Annotated in this window: 19 protein-coding genes and 1 pseudogene; 10 read left to right on the top strand and 10 right to left on the bottom strand. The window is 73.0% G+C overall.

Translation table 11 applies throughout. The features are described 5' to 3' along the window. Positions 1-19: 19 nt before the first annotated feature. Positions 20-811, top strand: a complete 792-nt coding sequence (locus ACIPK4_RS14670) for an SDR family NAD(P)-dependent oxidoreductase (RefSeq protein ID WP_402312613.1) — start codon at positions 20-22, stop codon at positions 809-811. A 41-nt stretch (positions 812-852) separates the two neighbouring features. On the opposite strand, the gene ACIPK4_RS14665 is transcribed toward ACIPK4_RS14670, so the two are convergent. Continuing rightward, on the bottom strand, positions 853-1590 hold the full coding sequence (locus ACIPK4_RS14665) for a DUF2993 domain-containing protein (protein ID WP_402312610.1): 738 nt from the start codon (positions 1588-1590) through the stop codon (positions 853-855). Further along, on the bottom strand, positions 1587-3803 hold the full coding sequence (locus ACIPK4_RS14660; RefSeq protein ID WP_402312608.1) for an MMPL family transporter: 2217 nt from the start codon (positions 3801-3803) through the stop codon (positions 1587-1589). Before ACIPK4_RS14660 ends, ACIPK4_RS14665 begins: the two co-directional genes overlap by 4 nt. A gap of 109 nt (positions 3804-3912) precedes the next feature. Here ACIPK4_RS14660 and ACIPK4_RS14655 point away from each other — a divergent pair, with 109 nt between their 5' ends. Further along, positions 3913-4539 carry a TetR/AcrR family transcriptional regulator gene (locus tag ACIPK4_RS14655; RefSeq protein ID WP_402312604.1) on the top strand — a complete coding sequence of 209 codons (627 nt, stop codon included), beginning with the start codon at positions 3913-3915 and terminating at the stop codon, positions 4537-4539. An 87-nt stretch (positions 4540-4626) separates the two neighbouring features. Continuing rightward, complete coding sequence (locus tag ACIPK4_RS14650; protein ID WP_402312601.1) at positions 4627-5496, top strand: alpha/beta hydrolase family protein; 870 nt, start codon at positions 4627-4629, stop codon at positions 5494-5496. 41 nt (positions 5497-5537) lie between these two features. On the opposite strand, the gene ACIPK4_RS14645 is transcribed toward ACIPK4_RS14650, so the two are convergent. After that, positions 5538-6029: a hypothetical protein gene (locus ACIPK4_RS14645; RefSeq protein ID WP_402312598.1), complete on the bottom strand. Its 492-nt coding sequence runs from the start codon at positions 6027-6029 to the stop codon at positions 5538-5540. Positions 6030-6223: 194 nt separating this feature from the next. Between ACIPK4_RS14645 and nadE the strand changes: the two genes are divergently transcribed. Then, positions 6224-7060 (top strand): ammonia-dependent NAD(+) synthetase, encoded by an 837-nt coding sequence (gene nadE, locus ACIPK4_RS14640; protein WP_402312595.1) that lies wholly within the window; start codon positions 6224-6226, stop codon positions 7058-7060. A 58-nt stretch (positions 7061-7118) separates the two neighbouring features. Here nadE and ACIPK4_RS14635 read toward each other — a convergent pair. Further along, a pseudogene (locus ACIPK4_RS14635) lies at positions 7119-7415 on the bottom strand (barstar family protein); the annotation flags it as partial. Here ACIPK4_RS14635 and ACIPK4_RS14630 point away from each other — a divergent pair. The 3 genes from ACIPK4_RS14630 (at position 7333) to ACIPK4_RS14620 (ending at position 9735) form a co-directional block, all read left to right on the top strand. Next, a complete protein-coding gene (locus ACIPK4_RS14630; protein ID WP_402312593.1) occupies positions 7333-8325 on the top strand; it encodes a serine hydrolase domain-containing protein in 993 nt (330 codons plus the stop codon). The pseudogene ACIPK4_RS14635 and the gene ACIPK4_RS14630 overlap by 83 nt on opposite strands. Positions 8326-8427: 102 nt before the next feature. After that, positions 8428-9135 (top strand): hypothetical protein, encoded by a 708-nt coding sequence (locus tag ACIPK4_RS14625; protein WP_402312591.1) that lies wholly within the window; start codon positions 8428-8430, stop codon positions 9133-9135. 117 nt (positions 9136-9252) lie between these two features. Beyond that, positions 9253-9735: a hypothetical protein gene (locus tag ACIPK4_RS14620; protein WP_402312588.1), complete on the top strand. Its 483-nt coding sequence runs from the start codon at positions 9253-9255 to the stop codon at positions 9733-9735. An 80-nt stretch (positions 9736-9815) separates the two neighbouring features. On the opposite strand, the gene ACIPK4_RS14615 is transcribed toward ACIPK4_RS14620, so the two are convergent. From ACIPK4_RS14615 to ACIPK4_RS14590, 6 genes are all read right to left on the bottom strand, one after another. Beyond that, entirely contained in the window at positions 9816-10088 is a 273-nt protein-coding gene (locus ACIPK4_RS14615) for a hypothetical protein (protein WP_402312586.1), read from the bottom strand. 258 nt (positions 10089-10346) lie between these two features. Next, positions 10347-10907 (bottom strand): hypothetical protein, encoded by a 561-nt coding sequence (locus ACIPK4_RS14610; RefSeq protein WP_402312584.1) that lies wholly within the window; start codon positions 10905-10907, stop codon positions 10347-10349. Positions 10908-11009: 102 nt separating this feature from the next. Beyond that, positions 11010-11534: a DUF4232 domain-containing protein gene (locus tag ACIPK4_RS14605; RefSeq protein ID WP_402312581.1), complete on the bottom strand. Its 525-nt coding sequence runs from the start codon at positions 11532-11534 to the stop codon at positions 11010-11012. An 825-nt stretch (positions 11535-12359) separates the two neighbouring features. Then, a complete protein-coding gene (locus tag ACIPK4_RS14600) occupies positions 12360-13376 on the bottom strand; it encodes a zinc-binding alcohol dehydrogenase family protein (RefSeq protein WP_402312579.1) in 1017 nt (338 codons plus the stop codon). A gap of 96 nt (positions 13377-13472) precedes the next feature. Further along, a complete protein-coding gene (locus ACIPK4_RS14595; RefSeq protein WP_402312576.1) occupies positions 13473-14453 on the bottom strand; it encodes a hypothetical protein in 981 nt (326 codons plus the stop codon). Continuing rightward, a complete protein-coding gene (locus ACIPK4_RS14590) occupies positions 14450-15757 on the bottom strand; it encodes an FAD-dependent monooxygenase (RefSeq protein ID WP_402312574.1) in 1308 nt (435 codons plus the stop codon). The genes ACIPK4_RS14595 and ACIPK4_RS14590 overlap by 4 nt, the downstream gene beginning before the upstream one ends. A 374-nt stretch (positions 15758-16131) precedes the next feature. On the opposite strand from ACIPK4_RS14590, the gene ACIPK4_RS14585 reads away from it, so the two are divergent. From ACIPK4_RS14585 to ACIPK4_RS14575, 3 genes are all read left to right on the top strand, one after another. Continuing rightward, positions 16132-16725 (top strand): hypothetical protein, encoded by a 594-nt coding sequence (locus ACIPK4_RS14585; RefSeq protein WP_376193204.1) that lies wholly within the window; start codon positions 16132-16134, stop codon positions 16723-16725. Between the two features lie 128 nt (positions 16726-16853). Then, positions 16854-17282, top strand: a complete 429-nt coding sequence (locus ACIPK4_RS14580) for a tyrosinase family oxidase copper chaperone (protein WP_402312572.1) — start codon at positions 16854-16856, stop codon at positions 17280-17282. Then, the gene (locus ACIPK4_RS14575; RefSeq protein ID WP_054223558.1) at positions 17279-18106 is read left to right on the top strand and encodes a tyrosinase family protein; all 828 of its coding nucleotides are present in this window, start codon (positions 17279-17281) and stop codon (positions 18104-18106) included. Before ACIPK4_RS14580 ends, ACIPK4_RS14575 begins: the two co-directional genes overlap by 4 nt. Positions 18107-18141: the final 35 nt, after the last annotated feature.

Here is an 18141-nt window from a genome sequence, read left to right as displayed (position 1 = left end):
CAACAGGGAGGGTACTGGGATGCGCATCACCGGATCAACCGTTCTCCTCACCGGTGTCACCGGGGGCATCGGCCTCACGCTGGCCCGCACGCTCGCCGCCAAGGGCGCCGAACTGGTGGTCACCGGACGCCGCGAGGACGCCCTGAAGGCCGTGGCCGACGAGCTCGGGGCGCGGGCCGTCCTCGCCGACCTCGCGGACGCGTCCGATGTCGCCCGGCTGGCCGAGGAGTGCCCCGAGACGGACATCCTGATCGCCAACGCCGCGCTCCCGTCGAGCGGCGACGTGCTCGACTACACCCCCGAGCAGATCGACCGGTCCCTCGCCGTGAACCTTCGTGCGCCGATCATGCTGGCACGCCTGCTGGCACCCCGGATGGTCGACGCGGGCCAGGGGCACATCGCGCTGATCGGCTCGATCTCCGGCAAGGCCGCCACCAAGTCGTCCTCCCTGTACAACGCGACGAAGTTCGGGCTGCGCGGCTTCGCGCTGGCGTTCCGTCAGGACCTGCACGGCACGGGCGTGGGGGTCTCGCTCGTCCAGCCCGGATACGTCCGGGACGCCGGCATGTTCGCCGCGACCGGTGCGAAGACCCCCGCCGGCGCGCGGACGGTGTCGCCCGGGCAGGTGGCACGCGGCGTGGTCCGCGCCGTCGAGCGGAACCTGTGCGAAGTCAACGTCGCACCGGCCGAGTTGAAGGCGCTGGTGGCGATCGCCGGGCAGTTCCCCGCCTTTTCGGAGCGGGTGCAGAGCCGCGCCGGGGTGGACGGTACGGTACGCAGCATCGTCGAGGCCCAGCGCAGGAGCCGGTGACCGCCGGGCGGGGCCCGGCCGCCCCGCCCGGCACCGCGCGGTCACGTCCGGGCGGGCAGGGCCAGGTCCTTCGCCTCGCTGTGCACGGTCACGGCGTTGCCGTCGACGGAGACCGACGACGGGGACAGGCCGAGCGGCAGCTCCGGAATCTTGCGTTCCACCGCATTGAGCGCGGCCACGATCCGCGGGTTGGCCGGGTCGAGGGCGCGGCCGGCCAGGGACGCCGCGGTCGGTTCGAGTGTGACGGTGTCACCGGTGAGCTTGAGTGCGGCGGTCACGACGAGCGGCATCCCCATGACGGTCCGGGTGATCTCCATCTTCCCGTCGCGCCCGGTCAGCCGGACGTCGGAGCCGCGCTTGGCCGCGAGCGCGTCCAGCGGAACGCTGAACGCGGCCCGCGCCGCGGCGGCCGAGTACCCGCCCCGCTTCCTGGACACGTCCTGCAGGTCGAAGGCGGCGGTGACGGGCAGCCCGTCCTGTGTCTCGGCCCGGCCCTCGACCTCCACCTGCGGGTAGCGGCCGGCCGCGGCGTGCCACAGGAACGGGAATCCGTCGATGGAGACGTCCGGCGCCGCCACAAGGGCGCTCTGCCGGGCGGCCATCCGGTCGGCCATGCGGCCCTCGGTGACACCGGCGGCGACGCGGTCGGTCAGTACGAGTCCGGCGACCAGCGCGCACGCGCCGGCCAGGACCAGGCGCCGGGTGCGTCGGGGACGCCTCGCGCCGGTGCCGTGTCCGACGGCGCGCGCGGGCGCTTCGGACGGAGCGGTGTGGTTCATGCGTTCCTCACGGGTTCGGGTACGGAGGTCTCCGGGCCGCCTTCGATGTGCATCTGCGGCAGCAGGCGGTCGAGCCGACGGGGGATCCACCAGTTGGCCTTGCCGAGCAGGACCATCGTGGTGGGGACGAGGAGCCCGCGGACGACGGTGGCGTCGATCGCGACCGCGGTGGCGAGGCCGACTCCGAACATCTTGACGACGGGGTCGTCCCACAGGAGGTAGGCGAGGAAGACGCACACCATGATGAGCGCGGCGGAGGTGATGATCCTGCCCGTCCTGCCGAGGCCCGCGATCACCGAGCCCCGGTTGTCGCCGGTGGCCAGCCATGCCTCGCGGACGGCGCTGAGCAGGAAGACCTCGTAGTCCATGGAGAGGCCGAACAGGACCGCGAACATCAGCAGCGGTACGTATCCGGGGACCGGGACGGGCCCCGGAAGGCCGAGCGGCGCCGCTCCCCAGCCCCACTGGAACAGCGCGGTGAGCACGCCGTAGGCGGCGGCCACCGAGAGGAGGTTCAGCACGGCCGCCTTGGCGGCGACGAGCGGTGAGCGGAAGGCCAGCAGCAGGAGCAGCGCGGCGATGGCGAGGACGACCCCGATGACGGCGGGCAGGCGCTGCGCGAGCCGGTCGTTGAGGTCCAGCTGGGTCGCGGGGATGCCGCCGACGTGGGCTTCGTGGCCGGTGCCGGCCGTGGCCGCCGGGAGGGTGCGCTCGCGCAGGCGGCGGACGAGACCGGCGGTGCCCGGATCGCCGGGCGCGGTGGTGGGCGTGACCTGCCAGCGAACGGTCCTGCCGTCGCGGCTCAGTTGCGCCGGTCCGACGGCGGCGACGCCGCTGGTGTCCCTCAGCGCCCGGCCGACGCCGGTGACGGCGGGGTCCGCGGGTCCGGACGCCGGCTTCGGCAACGTGTCGGTGACCTGGAGCGGGCCGTTGACGCCGGGGCCGAACGCGGCTTCGAGCCGGTCGTAGGCCGTACGTCCGGCCGTACCCGCGGACTTGTCGCCGCCGTCGAGCTGGCCGAAGGACAGCTGGGCCGCGGCGAGCGCCGGCAGGACGAAGAAGGCCAGGCCCGCCAGCAGGTACCGCCACGGCCGGTCGGCGACGTGCCGGGCGATGCGCGCCCAGCCGCGCTCGGGCGCCCGGGCGGCTTCCGGCAGGTCATCGGCGTCGGGGGCGACCGGAGCGGGGCCGGCGTCGGGGGCGGGGGCGGGGGCCACGCGCCGTCCCAGCAGGGCGAGCAGCGCGGGGAGCAGGGTGAGGGTGGCCGCCATGGCGACCAGGACGGCGATGCCGGGCGCGAGGGCCAGTGCCTGGAGCAGGGGCAGGCCGCCGAGGGCCAGGCTGGCGAGTGCCGCGATGACCGCGGTGCCGGCGAAGGCCACGGCCTTGCCCGAGGCGCCGGTCGTCAGGGCGGCGGCGTCCTCGATCTCCGCCCCGCCGGCGAGCAGCTCACGGAACCGGGTCAGACAGAAGAGGCTGTAGTCGATGCCCACGCCGAGCCCGATCATCGCCGCGATGGTGGCGCCGGAGGACGGCATGTCCATCAGGTGGCCGGTCAGGCCGATCACCGCGAGCGAGATGCCGAGGCCCACGACGGCGACGGCCAGCGGTACGGCGGCGGCGATCGGCCTGCGGAAGCCGAGGAAGAGGACGGCGAAAGCGGCGACGAGCCCGATGGCCTCGCTTCGCTTGGTGGACTTCTTGTCGGCCGCGGAGGCCAGGTTCCCGCCGGGCGTGACCTCGATCCCGGCCGCATGGGCCGGTTCGGCGGCGTCCACGAGGTCATGGGCGATGTCCGCGGTGATGTCGCGGCCCGCCACGTCCAGTTCGACGGAGAGGTAGGCGGTGTGCCCGTCGGGGGCGAGGGCCGCGGCGCCGGCCGGTTCGTACGGGGTGGTCACGGCGACCACGTGGTCGCGCGCCGTGAGGGCGCGGGCCGCCGCTTCGACGGCGTCGCGGGCGCCGGCCGAGGTGAGGGGCGCGGCGTCCGCGGCCGTGTGCAGGACGAGGGGCTGGCGGCCCGAGGCGGGGTCGGCGAAGACGCGGGCGGCGTCCTGGGCGGCCTGGCTGTCGCTGCCGGGTATGGAGACCGTCTCGGTGGTGGCGCTGCCGAGAACCCCCACAGCGGCGGCCAGGCCGACCAGCAACAGGAGCCAGGCGGCGGCGACCCGCTTCGGCCGGCGGGCGCACCAGCGCCCCAGGGTGACAAACATGCGCGCATCATTGCACTCACGATGCAATTTATTCAACGCCGGTGATGCCGGGCGGGCGCCGCGCCCCGGTTTGCGACAATGGCGGAGAGTGAGGCCGGGAGGGGTCAACGTGCAGCAGTCGGCTCAGCAGCCAGAGGAACGACTCGCGGACGGCCGCGCCGAGCGCAGCCGCCAGTCCCGGGTGAAGATCGCGGACGCCGTGCTGTCCCTGCTCGACGAAGGCGAGTCCCACTTCCCCGCGGACCGCGTCGCCGAACGCGCCGGAGTCTCCCGCCGCCTGGTCTTCCACCACTACGCCGACATGTCCCAGCTCGTGGAAACCGCCATCACCCGGCGCCTGGAGCAGCTGATCGAACAGATCAAACCGCTGCCGACGGACGGCCCCAGGGAGGTCCGCGTCGCAGCCCTCACCGAACAGCGCTCCCGGATCCTGGAATGGATCACACCCGCACAGCTGGCCCTCCTGCGCATCGAAAAGCCCGGCGACCGGATCAGCGAGGTCACCCGCCAGGTCCTCGACTTCGCCCGCGCACGGCTCGCCGACATCTTCGCCGAGGAGCTCGGCCGACTGCCCGCCGAACGCAGGACCGAAGTACTCCACGGACTCGACGCCGTCACCACCTGGGGCGCCTGGTACCACTGGCGCAACAGCGGCCTCACCACCGAAGCAGCCACCCGCACCATGGGAACAGCCGTGCACGCCCTCCTCGCCGCCACGGACACGAACAGCCCCTGAGCTTGTTCTTCATATGCGGACGTGAACGAGACCAGGGGCCGGGTGGGCCAGCGGTATCAGGGCTGGCCCTCTCTCTACGATGCCGCCATGACGATCTCTGGGCGGGAACAGCCGCTGATACGTGTTCTGTACGACGAATCCCGCCCTGACCTGCGGGAGCCGGCTCATCCGCGTCCCGTCCGTCTCTACCTGTGGGAGCCGGACCATCCGCCGGCGGCACCCGCCCCGCTGGTCGTCATCTCGCATGGCACCGGGGGTTCGGGCGGCGACATGGAGTGGCTGACGCGTCCGCTGCACGAGGCGGGATTCCGGGTGATGGCCCTTGACCACCACGGCAACAACTTCGTCGACGGTTACGAGCCCGAGGGCTTCCTCCACGTATGGGAACGGCCCCGGGACGTCTCCTTCGCCCTCGACGCGCTGGCTCGGGAACAGCCCCTCGGTCCGGTCGGCGTGGCAGGCTTCTCCCTCGGCGGCTATACGGCGGCGGCGCTTGCCGGGGCTCGCATCGATCCGCAGATCGTGTGGGCCGTGCTGACGGGGGCGGTGCCCTTGCCCGACATCCCGGAATTCCCGGGCGTGCTGGAAGCGCTGCGGAAGAAATATCCGGAAGACGAGTCGTTGCTGCTGGTGCTGGACAGCGCTGGAGCAGACCTCTTGGATTCGCGGGTGCGAGCGGTCTTCCAGGTGGCCCCAGGAGCCGGCGGCTTCGTGACTCCGGAGAGTCTGGCAACCGTGCAGGTGCCGGTGGAGATCCGTTGGGGAGGGGCGGACACGGTCAACCCGTACGAAGTCGACACCCGGCCGTACCTGGAGCACATTCCCACGGCGAGTGGCCGATCGGCCGGCCCCGACGTTCGCCACGACGACTTCTTCGCGCCGGAACCTGCTGACCCCACCGTCCGGATCCGGGTGGGCAGGGAGGCGGCCGCCTTCTTCCTGCAGCACCTTGGCTGACCCCGCGCGGTGCACACGCCGGGACCCCGGTTCTGCCCGAGCTAAGCGGAGCCCGTCCGGTCCAGGGCGCGGCCGGCGTCGACCCTGGCTCCGACCCCGATCTCGATCTCGGCCTCGGCCTCGGGCGGACGCCGGACGCCCACCGGCGGAGCGGGTCGCCGGCCCTCGTGACGGCCCTCCCCGTCGCGCGCGAGCCACCGGTGCAGGGAGGGGCCGCCGAACGCGATGATCAGGCACAGCAGGGCCGCCGTGATCAGGCTCGGCTCGGAGACCCTCAGGCCGAGCAGGCCGTCGAGGGCCAGGGCCACGAAGACGAGCAGCACCTTGCCCAGCAGCAGGCCCGAGTGCAGCCGCCGGTCCACGGGCCGTCCGAGGCGGGCCCGGCGCCGGTGGAGCAGGGCCATCGCCGCTCCGGCGCACGCGACCAGGGCGAGGAGCCGCAGGGCGTGGTCCCGGGGGCTGGTGTCCGAGCCCATGATCCAGACCGCGCCCATGGCGATTCCCGCGAGGGCGTAGGTTCGGCGCTCCGCCATGACTGCCTCCTGACCCCCTGGGACATGCGGCACGGACATGCGGCATCCAACATCTTGCACTTCGAGTGTCATAACGTTGGCCGCCGTCTGTCAAGTCCCCCGACCTCGGGCGCCCGCTTTCGGGGCGGGAGCGGGCTTCGACTAGGGTCAGCAGCGCAGCGACCACGAACCACCATCGACCACGAGGAGCAGCCGTGAGCCGGCCGGCGTCCACCGTTGTGCAGCAGGAGATCGCCCGGGAACTCCAGGTGTCGGAGTCCTTCGACGCGCACCGGGAGATCGAGCGCCGGGTGGCCTTCCTCGCGGAGGCGCTCACCTCGACGGGCCTGCGCTCCCTGGTGCTCGGCATCAGCGGCGGAGTGGACTCCACCACGGCCGGCCGGCTCTGCCAGCTCGCCGTGGAGCGGGCCCGCACGGCCGGGCACGAGGCGACGTTCTACGCGATGCGGCTGCCGTACGGCGTCCAGGCCGACGAGAAGGACGCCCAGCTCGCGCTCGGCTTCATCCAGGCCGACCGGGTGCTGACGGTGGACGTCAGGCCGGCCAGCGACGCCGCGCTGGAGGCCGCCCTCGCGGGCGGAACCGTCTTCCGGGACGCCCACCACCAGGACTTCGTGCAGGGCAACATCAAGGCCCGCCAGCGCATGATCGCCCAGTACGCGGTGGCCGGCGCCCACGACGGCCTGGTCGTCGGCACGGACCACGCGGCGGAGGCTGTCTCCGGCTTCTTCACCAAGTTCGGCGACGGCGCGGCGGACCTGGTCCCGCTGACCGGCCTGACCAAGCGCAGGGTCCGCGCCGTGGCCGACGCCCTGGGCGCCCCCGCCGAGCTGGTCTGGAAGACTCCCACGGCGGACCTGGAGACCCTGGCCCCGGGCAAGGCCGACGAGGACGCGCTGGGCGTCACGTACGACGACATCGACGACTTCCTGGAGGGCAAGCCGGTCGACGAGCGCGCCTTCGACACGATCGTCCGCCGCTACCGCCTGACGGAACACAAGCGTCAGCTCCCCATCGCCCCGGGCCACTGACCCCGGGGGCCGGCCTGGAAGGACTCAGGGCGGGCAGGACCTGGTCCGCTGACAGCGGGTCGAGATCGCGCAGGCAGTCGTGGAGGGCGTCCTGGTTCCAGCCGGGGTGGTCGGGCAGCCGCAGGCCGTCGCGGAACTGCCGGAAGATGGCGTCGACCGCCGGCGGGCCGTCAGGGGAACAGCGGTGTGCCTGCGCGGTCGGCGGGTTCGCGGCGGTCACCGGCGGCGCCGTCGGGGGGGGTCGCGGCGGAAGGGTGTGGCTTTCCCCCGGCGTGAACGTCGGCCTCTGGATGCCGGGCCGCGGCACGTACGAGAAGTCCTTCGGCGTCGCGGACCAGCAGACCGGCGCGCCCATGAAGGCCGACCTCGCCACCCGCATCGGCAGCGTCACCAAGACCTTCACCGTCACCGGCGTCCTCCAGCTGGTCGACCAGGGCAAGGTCGGGCTCGACGACCCCATCTCCCGGTACGTCTCCGGCGTCCCTGGCGGCGACGCCGTCACGCTGCGCCAGCTGGCCGAGATGCGCAGCGGCCTCTTCGACTACACGACGGACCAGCGATGGCTGGCGGCGCTGCGCGCCGATCCGCACCGCACCTACACCCCGCGCCGGCTCCTCGACGTCGCCTTCCGCCATCCCCCCAACTTCAATCCCGGCGCCAAATGGCAGTACAGCAACACCAACACGGTCCTGCTCGGGATGCTGGTCGAGAAGGTCAGCGGCCGGCCCCTGGGCGACTACCTCCGCGACCACGTGTTCACACCGCTGAAGCTGGGCGACACCTCGCTGCCCTCCGACAGCGCCATGCCCGAACCGCACGCCCACGGCTACACGGACTTCACCCCGAAGGGCACCGTCGCCGACGCCACCGGGTGGAACCCCTCCTGGGCCTGGGCCGCCGGTGGGATCGTCTCCGACCTGGACGACATGCACGCCTGGGCCCCGGCGCTCGCGGACGGACGGCTGCTGTCCGCGAAGACGCAGGCGGAGCGGCTCCGTACGCTCCCGATCGGGGTCGTCCCGGGGGCCTCGTACGGGCTCGGGATCCTCGACTTCAACGGCTGGCTCGGGCACAACGGCGAGCTGCCGGGCTACGAGACCATCACCGCCCAGCTCCCCGCCGAGAGGGCCACCATGGTCGTGTCCGTCAACAGCGACGTGGACCACGAGGGCAAGAACCTGTCCGGTCTCATCGGGAACGCGGTCACCTCCGTCGTGACCCCCGACCACCTCAGGCCCGCGCCGGTGGCCGCCCCGCCGAAGTAGTCGCCGGGCGGCCCCCTCCGATCGCGGGGGCCGCACGCGAGAAGGGGACACGGCCCGTGTGACCATGGCCCCTCCGGCACATCCGCACCTCATGGGGGGACCATGCGCACCCGTACCACCGCCCTCTCCGCCGTACTCGCCGCCGCGCTGCTCGTGCTGACCGGCTGCACCTCGTCCGGTGGCAGCCCGCAGGAGAGGGGCGGCGGCAGCGCGGCTGCCCCGGCTCCGGCCGCGCCGGGCGGCGGCTCCGGGTACGACGGCCCCCGGCCGCAGGACCAGAACCTCCTCGCCTGGACCGGCGACCCGGGCGACGCGGGCCACGTCACCGCCCAGTCCGCGGCCGGGGTCGGGGGACGCGTCACGCTGGTGCGGATCGTGCTGCGCGAGCAGATCACCTGGTCCAACATCTGGATCGGGCTGGCCGGCATCGACCCCAACGCCCAGCTCTCGCAGTGCTACCTCGGTGTCTACGACGCGAGCGGCACCCTGCGCGCGTCCACCGCGGACATCTCGCCCCAGCTGATGACCGACGCGATCGCCAAGCCGCTGCCGCTCACCAAGCCCTTCACCGCAGCCCCCGGCACCTACTTCGTCGCCCTCCTCCTCAACGGCACCTGGGCCACCAACGGGCTCACCCTCAAGGCCACGGGCGCCGGGATCTCGGTCAACGCGGGCCTGACCCCGCCGAACCTCCGCTACAGCACGGTGCTGACCGGCCAGACGTCCCTGCCCGCCACCGTGAACCTCGCCGAGCAGTCCACCAGCACCATCAACACCGGCTGGGCCAGCCAGTGGTACGCCGTCTCCTGAACCGGTTCCGCCGGGGCCACTGCCCCGGCCCCGGCGCTGCGGGTGCGGGGTGCGCCCGGATGGGGGAAGCTGGGCCTGGAGCCATGAGGGCGGGACCCGAGCCGCGAGGAGGGCTTCGTGGACGCTTCAGGAGAGGGCGGGCTCGCGCCCGCACCCAGAAGAGCCAGGATGCGCACGGCCACCCTGCTGTGCGCGGCCGCCGCCCTGGTGGCAGGTGTCGTACCGGCCTCCGCACAGAGCCGCACCGCCCCCATGGACCCGGCTCCGGTCGTGGTCGTCGACTGCTTCTCCCAGGCCCGCGTACGGCCCGAGGAGTACCTGCTGGCCTGCGGTGACGGCAACAACCGCCTCGTGGGGCTGCGCTGGGACACCTGGGGGCAGCGGACCGCGACGGCCACCGGCACCGACATGGTGAACGACTGCACCCCGTACTGTGCGGCGGGCCGGTTCCGCCCGTACCCGGTCACGGTGACGCTCAGCCACCCGCGGCCGTGGCCGGACCACCCCGACGTCCAGCAGTACACCAGGGTCCGGCTCCTCTACACCGACACGTCACCGCACCCGATCCCCAAGGACGTGACGTACAAGCTCGTCTACTGAACGGGAGCCGACTCGGCGCTAGGCCCTGTCGTCAAACTCCCGTCGTCGCCCGGAGGGCGGCGGCAGTTTGACGACAGGGCCTAGCCGCCGAGGCGGGCCCGGATGAGGTAGTCGGCCTCCTCCAGCAGCCGTGCCCGCCGCTCGTCCTCCCGGGCCCGTTCGACCTCTCCCCGCAATGCCAGCTCGGTGCGCAGAACGGTCGCCCGCGGCACGGGGATCCGCTGGCCGGGCTTCTCGGTGAAGGGCTGCAGCTCAGCCGCCGAAACCTGGGCGTCCTGCGACGAACCGCGGCGGAGCGAGAGGAACACCCGGACCAGCCAGTCCGCCGGGATCCGGACCATGAGATCAGTCATATCCGGGAAACGACGGGCCGTCCGCACCGTGACTCCCCCTCCCCCGGCCGGCTCATCGGACGGCCGGTCGGGAGCTCGGTCCGCCGCCCGCAGGTCCGCCGACTCGACCCGGCGGGGCTGCATCGCGCTGATCGCCGCGTGCACCGTCACCGAACTGCGCATCCCCCAGCCCTGTTTCGCCCCCCGGCTGCCGACGCAGCGCCGCCCGCCCCGGGCCGCGGCCTCGCGCGGCCGCGGGCGCGGGGCGAACCGGCCTGCTCAGCTCTTCTTGAGCTCGTCGATGCAGAGCACGAACCGCTTGCCCGAGCTGCGCCGGGAGCCCCTCATCTGCTCCTGGTAACCGATGTCCGACGTGCCCTGGCACTTGCTCGTGTCGAGGGTGTCGGGGATCACCTTGACCACCTTGTACGTCGCGTTGGTGGCACCGCACTTCACCACCTGGAGGTCGGGGCTCACGGTGGTGCCCTGGTTGGTCAGGCAGTCCCCGACCTCAGCCTTGTCGGCATCGTCCTGGCTCGCGAAGTAGCCCACCACACAGACGATGACGGCGACCACGCCGGCGATGATCTTCAGGATCTTCATGACGCCCAGGCCCCCGCTCCGGGCGGGCGGCGGGGGCGGCGCGAACTGCTGCTGCGGGAAGGGGTACTGCTGCTGCGGCTGCCCGTATCCGGGCTGGGGCTGGGGGCCGGGGCCCGGCTGCTGCGGGTACCCGTATCCCGGCTGGGGCGGGTATCCCTGCGGCGGCTGCTGGGCGTACGGGCCGGGCTGGCCGTACGGGCCGGGGCCGCCGGGGCCTGGCTGTGGCGGATAGGTCATGCGGGAATTCCCCCGTGAGCGTGTGCAATGAGGTGTTTGACGTGCGCACGCTATATCAACCCACCGTCACCGGCCGCATCGCCGGTACCGGCCGGGCCGGTGTCAGGAGCCGGCCGCGCGGAAGGCGGTGCTGCGGACCGTGTTGCCGCAGAGCGCGAACTCGCTGCCGTCCGTGGGCGCCAGCTGGTAGCGGCCGCCCGCGACACCCACCACCATCGTCGGCGCGACGAAGGGTTCCCCGCCGGCGGCACAGTAGCCCTCCCCCTCGCCCAGCACGGGCACGAAGGAGAGCTGTGCCGAGGCCCGGGCGCCGGGAGCCAGCTTCACCGGCGCCGACCGCCCCTGACGGAGCACGCGCAGGGGCTTGTTCTTGTCCGGCGAGCCCTGGCCCGCGAGCGCCACGCTGGGGAAGCCGTTCAGTACGCAGGCCCTCGGGCCGCTGTTGATCACTGTGACCACCGCCCCGGACCCGGTCGTCCGGACATCGGTGGCGGCGACGTGTCTACTCGTGCACGCGGGGGCGGGGGCCCGCAGGGCGTCCCCGGTGGCCGCGGCCCCGGAACCGGCGCCCGCCGCCAGGCTCGCGGCCACGAAACCCGCCACGAGCAGTGCGGACGAGGCCTTCATGGCGCCACTTCGCCTTGCGCATGTCATGGGTTGTCCTCCACGGTGTGCGGCGCGGATCCGCGCGGCCCGCGGTGCGCGGCCGTGCGCGAGCGCCGGAGCGCTGCCCTGGGAGCGTCACGAGGGGGGCGACACCTCGGCGCTCGGGCCTGCCTCCTCCCAGCGTCCCACCAACCCGCACGATCGGCCCGGCGCGGCCGGGCACTCACGCCCCGACCGGGCGATGCGGACGGCGGTCCGGTCGTCGGTCTCCCACAGGTGCCCACGACGTGGGGGGAAGCCGGCGAGCTGGAGCGGGGAGGCGAGGGGGACGGCCTCGTCGACCGGATCGGCGGTGGAGGCTCTGCACGGTGAGCGGGTCCTCCGCGTGGTCGTGCAGCAGCAGCCGGCTCCATGAGGGGTCCGCGGGATCGCTGGTGCCGTGGCAGGCGAAATGTGCGATCGCGCAGTGGGGCAGCTGCGCCAGGACGTCGGCCTTCGTCGGGGCGGCGGCCGGTGCCGGGCCGCGATGTCCGCCGGCCCGGCCGGTCGCCCTGAGGACGACGGGCCGGGCGAAGCGGCCGGCCGGCACGGCGGCCGGGGGTGTGCGAACGCCGAGGGGCGGTGCGGCCGGTGGCGGCGCCGTCCTGGGGCGGGCGGCGGGCGGGCGACGGCCCGGACGGCCGACGCCCCGCACACCGGCCGTCGGTTCCGTCACGGCCCGGCCGCGCCGTGGCCGCAGGGACGGTCCTGCCCGGCGGCGCCGGTGGTGAGGTCAGCGCCGCGCACCAGGTGCTCGGCCGGGCCTGCCCGCCACCGGACGGTGGGGGCCGTCCGGGGTGGCTCCGGTCAGACGGTTTCCCGGTCCTGGACGGCCTCCCGGGCCCCGGTGGCCCGTTCACCGCCGCCGGCGGGGACGAACACGAAGCGGGAACCGGAGGACGCCGGGGACTCCCAGACGGACTCGACGTCGGCCATCGGCACGGCGACCGCCTCGGTGGTCGGCGCCAGTGAGGGGAGCCGGGCGAGCAGTTCACGCAGGGCGGCGGCGCGCCGCGCGCCCGAGATCGAGCCGAGTCCGCTCCCGCAGACGCTCACGTCCGCCTTGCGGAACCAGGCGGACGGCACGGTCATGTCGGGCCCCGCGGCGGAACCGACCTGCACCCACCGCAGGGTCCGGGTGAGGTCGGCGCGGTGGCGGAGGATCCCGTCGAGCGCGAGTTCAGCGGGGCGGTCCCACAGGTAGTCGAGCACGACGTCCACGTCCGCGGCGGCCGCGCCGAACGCCGCCGCGATCTCCTCGTCCGAGCCCGTGAGCGCCACCGTGCGGTGGGCGCCCAGCGCTGTCGCGGCCCGCAGCGCCTGCGGGTCGCGACCGGCCGCCACGACCGCACCCGCGCCCTGGTCGAGGGCCAGGTGGACGGCGGCCCGCCCGGCATTGCCGGTGGCGCCCAGGACGAGGACCGACTCGCCTTCGCGCAGCCGGCCCCGCTCCCGCAGCGCGATCCACGCCGAGGAGGCGGGGTTCATGACGGCGGCGACGGCGACCGGGTCGAGCCCGCGCGGAACGGGCATGAGGGCGGAGGCCGGTACGGCGACGCGCTCGGCCATCGTCCCGTGCGGGGGCTCCAGTCCCGGGATGTAGACCAGGTCACCGGCCGTGGTCCGGCCGACCCCGTCGAAGCCGGGGACCAGCGGCAGCGCGTCCCCGCCCGTGTAGTGGCCGCCCGAGGCGAACGAGCGCACCAGCGGGTACAGCGCGGCCGCCAGTACCTCGACGACGACCTCACCGGACCTGGGGACGGGCTCGGGTACGGACTCGTACCGAGGCGGCTGCCCCAGGGCGTGGACCACGGCTGCGTACATGAACTGGCCCCCAAATGGGTGAATGGGCGACATGACGGGCAGTCCGATTGTGACGGCTCCCCGGCGGGCACGCCGGCTGCGCCACGCGGCGCGGCTTCAGCGCACCGCCGTGGCCAGGCGGCGCGCGCCGCCGGAGTGCACGAACTCCGTCAGCGAGACCGTGTAGTCGCCCTGGTCGGGGCGGTACGCGGTGCAGTACTGCGTGGGGTACCAGCCGGGGATCCGCCAGGCGGCCGGCTGGGGGATGGCCTCGCAGGTGCGGTGGGCGGGCGCGGTGCGGTGCCGTAGGAGGAAGTCCCTGGTGAGCATGGGCTCCATGAAGATCAGGTCGCCGCCGTACGCCCCGTAGATGAAGGTCTGGCCGCTGAGCGTGCCCGTGGACGGGGGCCGGCTGTCGAGGTGGGCGCCCATGGCGCCTTCCGCGGTCTGCGGGCTGCTCGCGGGATAGCCGGCCGGCAGGTACGCGGCCGGGACGGGACGGCCGGCTTCGGCCAGCTGGTCGCAGGCGATGAGCAGGGCGCAGCCGCCGGTCCTGATCGCTTCCCTGACCTTGCGGGGCGCGAGGTAGAAGTGCACGTCGAAGTGGGCGACGTCGTAGCGGCCGTGCGGGTTGTGGCCGTGCGGGTTCCAGTTGAACAGGGCCCACTGGAAGGGCAGGGCGGCCGCGGCGGCGGGTGTCGCGGGGAGGGCGAGTTCGATGCTGTGGCCGCCGACGCATTCGTGGCCGCCGTCGAGGTGCCCGTCGCCGTCCGCGTCGTAGCAGTGCTTTCCGTCGGTGGCGGCGGCCGTGGGCAGCCCGGTGACGGCGGCGGCGGTGAGGGCTATGCCCAGCGCCCTGGGGATCCCGCCCCGGTACTCGCTGTACGTCCGGATGGTGCCGCCGCCGAGTTTCGCGGCCCGGCCGTAGGCGGCGCAGGCCGCGCCGCCGGTGTGGGTGCCGCAGGCGGGGGTGCGCGCGGCGGGACCGGAGGGCGGGGGCGGGGCCGCGGGCTGCCCGAAGGCGGACAGGAGGGCCGCCAGCAACGCGGCGGAGCCGAGCGCGGCGAAGGCGGTGGAGCGGGTGCGGGATCTGTTCATACGGCGACGCTCCAGGAGGAACGCGCATTGAGCGCGGTGGCGTCCACGCCGGTGACCTGGCGCGTACAGGACTTGATGCCGTCCAGCCGGTCCTCCGGCAGGACGTGGCGGATGTCGAGGAAGCCGTCCGGGGCCAGGGCTTCCACCTGGCGGAGCACCGGGTCGGGCTCCAGGCGGCGGTGTGCGTCCAGGAGCCGGGTGGTCTGCGGCCGGCGGTCCGCCTCGTACCGGGCCAGCGCCTCGTCGATGCCGTGGTGGGCCAGTTCGTACGCCAGGACGCGGGCGTCCACGACGGCCTGCGAGGCGCCGTTGGACCCGGTCGGGTACAAGGGGTGCGCGGCGTCGCCGAGGAGAACGACCCGGCCGTCCGTCCAGGCCGGCAGCGGATCACGGTCGATCATCGGGTACCGGCCGATGCGGGGCGCTGCGGCGATGATGCCGTGGAGGTCGAGGAACTCGCTGCGCCAGCCGTGGAGGTGGGCGAGGACCTCTTCCGGGGGGACCGCGCGGTCCCAGTCGGCGGTCCGCGCGTCGTCCTCGCCCAGTCCGTCGGCGGTGCGGCTCTCGACCACCCAGTTGAGCAGGCAGCGGCCGCCCTTGCCGGGCCGGGAGACCGGATAGGCCACGGCCTTCACCCGGGCGTTGCAGCCGATGATGACCATCGTGCGTCCGTCGAGGAAGGGAGGGCCCTCGGTCACCCCGCGCCACATGCATATCCCGTTGCCGAGCGGCGGGCCTTCGTCCGGATACATGGTCGCGCGCACGGCCGAGTTGATGCCGTCCGCGCCGATGAGCAGGTCGCAGGAGAGGGGGCCCGGCCGGTCCGCCACGTACGCCCGGACGGTGGGCCGGCCCTGGTCCCGGTCACGTTCCCGGTCCTGCTCGTAGCGTATGAGGCGGCCTCCGGTGACGAGCGCCTCCGGGCCGAGCCGGTCCCGTACGGCCGACAGGAGGATGTCCTGGAGGTCGGCCCGGTGCACGGAGTACTGCGGCCAGTTGTAGCCGGCGGCGCGGCCGCGCGGTTCCGACCAGATCAGACCGCCGTAGCGGTGGTGGTACTCCAGCCGGGCGGTGGCCACCGCGACGTCGTCGAGGGCCTGCGCCAATCCGAGTTCGGTCAGCTCCCGCACTGCGGCGGGCTGGAGATTGATGCCCGCACCGACTGCGCGCATATTGGGGCACGCCTCCACGATGAGCACATCGTCCAGCCCTGCCGCGTGAAGACTCAAGGCCGTGGTCAATCCGCCGATTCCGGCACCGGCTATGACGATGCGCGGAGCATTCTTCCGGCCGTACGGAGACATGCCTTCTACCTCCTGGGAAAGACGTCTTCCGTTGAACGTGCGGTACTTCACCGATGAGTACAACCACGGCCACCTGTGGTCAAGATGCCCAGGTCAGCCATGTTCGTTCACTCGATCAGACCATGGCCGAGTGCCGCCTGATGGGTGACATGGCTTTAATCAGGTGTCGGCAACAGAAAGGCTGCGACATGCATCAAGTGACGTTCGAACCCTGCGACGTCCAGCGCCTCCAGCATGCTGTTGACTACGCCCTCCACGCCTCGAAAAAGCCACTGGACGCACTCCTGCCACCGTGGATACCGGGGGATCTCAAACGGGAAATCAAGAGCGGCTGCGTTGTATCGCATTGTGCAACGCTACTGTTCCCGGAAACAGTGGAATCCGCTCTCGACTACTTCGAGGAAAACGACTGGCCCGCGTCGGCCACCATACCGAGCGTGCTGGTCAAGCGCCGTCTGGTGGAGCGTCACTGGCTTCCGGAGGATGCGGACATACGGGTGACGCGGCTGCGGGTCACCTCCGGTCTCGCGCCGGAGGTCGAGGTCTTCCTCTTCCCGCGGTGCAGCCCCGGGTACACGGACGACGTGGGTGCGCAGGAGCGCGTCCACGGTTTCGAGAACCACGTCGGGCTGTTCATGGACCGCCCCGACGAGCGGGCCCTGACGCGCCTGGCGGACCGGCTGGAGACCAGCGGCCGGATGGTCTACGAGGGCTCGGCGCACAACCCGCACGAGAACACCACGATGCTGTACTTCGCCCCCAGTGCCGCGGTGGCCACGTCCCGCCGGCGCTTCCCCCGGTGGGAGCTCCAGTGCGCGGGCGATCTGACGGCCTGCGCCGACCGGCGGCAGGTCCGCAGGCAGGCCCTGTACAACGCGTACGCGGCGCTCAAGGCGAACCACGTGGACGGCGGCGGCCCGGTGCAGCCCGCCCGCCGGCCCGTTCCGGTGGCGGTGCACGAGGGCTGACCACCGGCGGTCCGCACCCGGACTCCCCGCCCGCTCCCGGTCTCCGGGCGCGGCGGGGAGTCCTCGCGCGAAGTGGATGGGTGGGGCACTGATCACGCGTTCCGGCCGCTCTGATACCTCTTCAGGCCATGAAGAAGATCACCCGCCGACAGGCCTTGGGTACTGCTGCCGGCGCGCTCACCGCGGCCGGAGTGGCCGCGGCCGTCATCAAGGTCTCCGGCTCGTCCTCGCCGGGCGGGGACCCCAAGGGGGCGGCGACGGCCTCGCCGCCCGGCCCCATACCCACCGGTACGATCGACGAGGTCTACGAGGGCCGCCGCATCCAGATCTCGTTCGGCGGCGGCGAGCACCAGGGCGGCCACCACTCCCCCGGGCTGCCGACCGTCCGCATCGACGGCAACGAGCTGCACGTGATGCGCAACGCAGACGGCAGCTGGGTCAGCGTCGTCAACCACTACCAGACGTTCCCTGACCCGGTCGCGGTCGTCCGCGCCGCCGTACGTGACCTCCAGGGCGCCGCACTCGCTCCGTTCGGCCCCACGGGAGGCACGTCGTGACCGTCCGCAAGAACCAGGCCAAGCTGACCCCGGACGAGAAGCGCGCCTTCACGGGTGCGCTGCTCGAACTGAAGCGCAACGGCACCTACGACCGCTTCGCGGCCGTCCACAACACCTTCCTGATGGGCGACAGCGACTTCGGCGACCGCGTCGGCCACCGCTCCCCCTCCTTCCTGCCCTGGCACCGCCGTTTCCTGCTGGACTTCGAGGCCGAGCTGCAGAAGGTGGACCCGAGGGTCTCGCTCCCGTACTGGGACTGGACCGAGGACCGCACCGCGGCCTCCTCGCTGTGGGCCGCCGACTTCATGGGCGGTACCGGCCGGGAGCGCGACGGACAGGTCGTCGACGGCCCGTTCGCCTACGGGGGCGGCAAGTGGGCCGTCACCGTGGGAGTGGACAGGCGCACCTACCTGCGGCGCGCCCTGGGCGCGGGCGGCACCCAGCTGCCGACCAAGGCCGAGGTGAACGCCGTGCTCGCCATGCCCGTGTACGACGCGGCTCCCTGGAACAGCGCCTCGGACGGCTTCCGCAACCATCTGGAGGGCTGGCGCGGCGCCAACCTGCACAACCGGGTCCACGTGTGGATCGGCGGCCAGATGGCCAGCGCGGCCTCGCCGAACGACCCGGTGTTCTGGATGCACCACGCCTTCATCGACCTGCTGTGGGCCGAGTGGCAGCGCCGGAACCCGAAGTCCGGCTACCTGCCCACCGCGGCCACGCGGGACGTCGTCGACCTGCACAAGCCGATGCGGCCGTGGAACAACGTGACGCCGGCCGACCTGCTGGACCACCGCCGGTTCTACACGTTCGACACCGAGCGCTGACCACGGCGGCGTGCCGGCCGGTCAGGGCCGGCACG

Origin of the sequence: Streptomyces sp. NPDC086989 (genome assembly GCF_044745505.1) — a bacterium.
In the GTDB taxonomy this organism is placed as follows: Bacteria; Actinomycetota; Actinomycetes; order Streptomycetales; family Streptomycetaceae; genus Streptomyces.
This window is presented reverse-complemented; position numbering and strand designations above follow the sequence as displayed.

Bases quoted from the DNA above. Each gene is read 5' to 3' on its own strand.
- ACIPK4_RS14625 (WP_402312591.1), top strand. From the start codon at position 8,428: ATGCGCACCCGTACCACCGCCCTCTCCGCCGTACTCGCCGCCGCGCTG.
- ACIPK4_RS14615 (WP_402312586.1), bottom strand. From the start codon at position 10,088: ATGACTGATCTCATGGTCCGGATCCCGGCGGACTGGCTGGTCCGGGTG.
- ACIPK4_RS14665 (WP_402312610.1), bottom strand. From the start codon at position 1,590: ATGAACCACACCGCTCCGTCCGAAGCGCCCGCGCGCGCCGTCGGACAC.
- ACIPK4_RS14590 (WP_402312574.1), bottom strand. From the start codon at position 15,757: ATGTCTCCGTACGGCCGGAAGAATGCTCCGCGCATCGTCATAGCCGGT.
- ACIPK4_RS14650 (WP_402312601.1), top strand. From the start codon at position 4,627: ATGACGATCTCTGGGCGGGAACAGCCGCTGATACGTGTTCTGTACGAC.
- ACIPK4_RS14610 (WP_402312584.1), bottom strand. From the start codon at position 10,907: ATGACCTATCCGCCACAGCCAGGCCCCGGCGGCCCCGGCCCGTACGGC.
- ACIPK4_RS14580 (WP_402312572.1), top strand. From the start codon at position 16,854: ATGAAGAAGATCACCCGCCGACAGGCCTTGGGTACTGCTGCCGGCGCG.
- ACIPK4_RS14595 (WP_402312576.1), bottom strand. From the start codon at position 14,453: ATGAACAGATCCCGCACCCGCTCCACCGCCTTCGCCGCGCTCGGCTCC.
- ACIPK4_RS14660 (WP_402312608.1), bottom strand. From the start codon at position 3,803: ATGTTTGTCACCCTGGGGCGCTGGTGCGCCCGCCGGCCGAAGCGGGTC.
- ACIPK4_RS14605 (WP_402312581.1), bottom strand. From the start codon at position 11,534: ATGAAGGCCTCGTCCGCACTGCTCGTGGCGGGTTTCGTGGCCGCGAGC.
- ACIPK4_RS14600 (WP_402312579.1), bottom strand. From the start codon at position 13,376: ATGTACGCAGCCGTGGTCCACGCCCTGGGGCAGCCGCCTCGGTACGAG.
- ACIPK4_RS14645 (WP_402312598.1), bottom strand. From the start codon at position 6,029: ATGGCGGAGCGCCGAACCTACGCCCTCGCGGGAATCGCCATGGGCGCG.
- ACIPK4_RS14670 (WP_402312613.1), top strand. From the start codon at position 20: ATGCGCATCACCGGATCAACCGTTCTCCTCACCGGTGTCACCGGGGGC.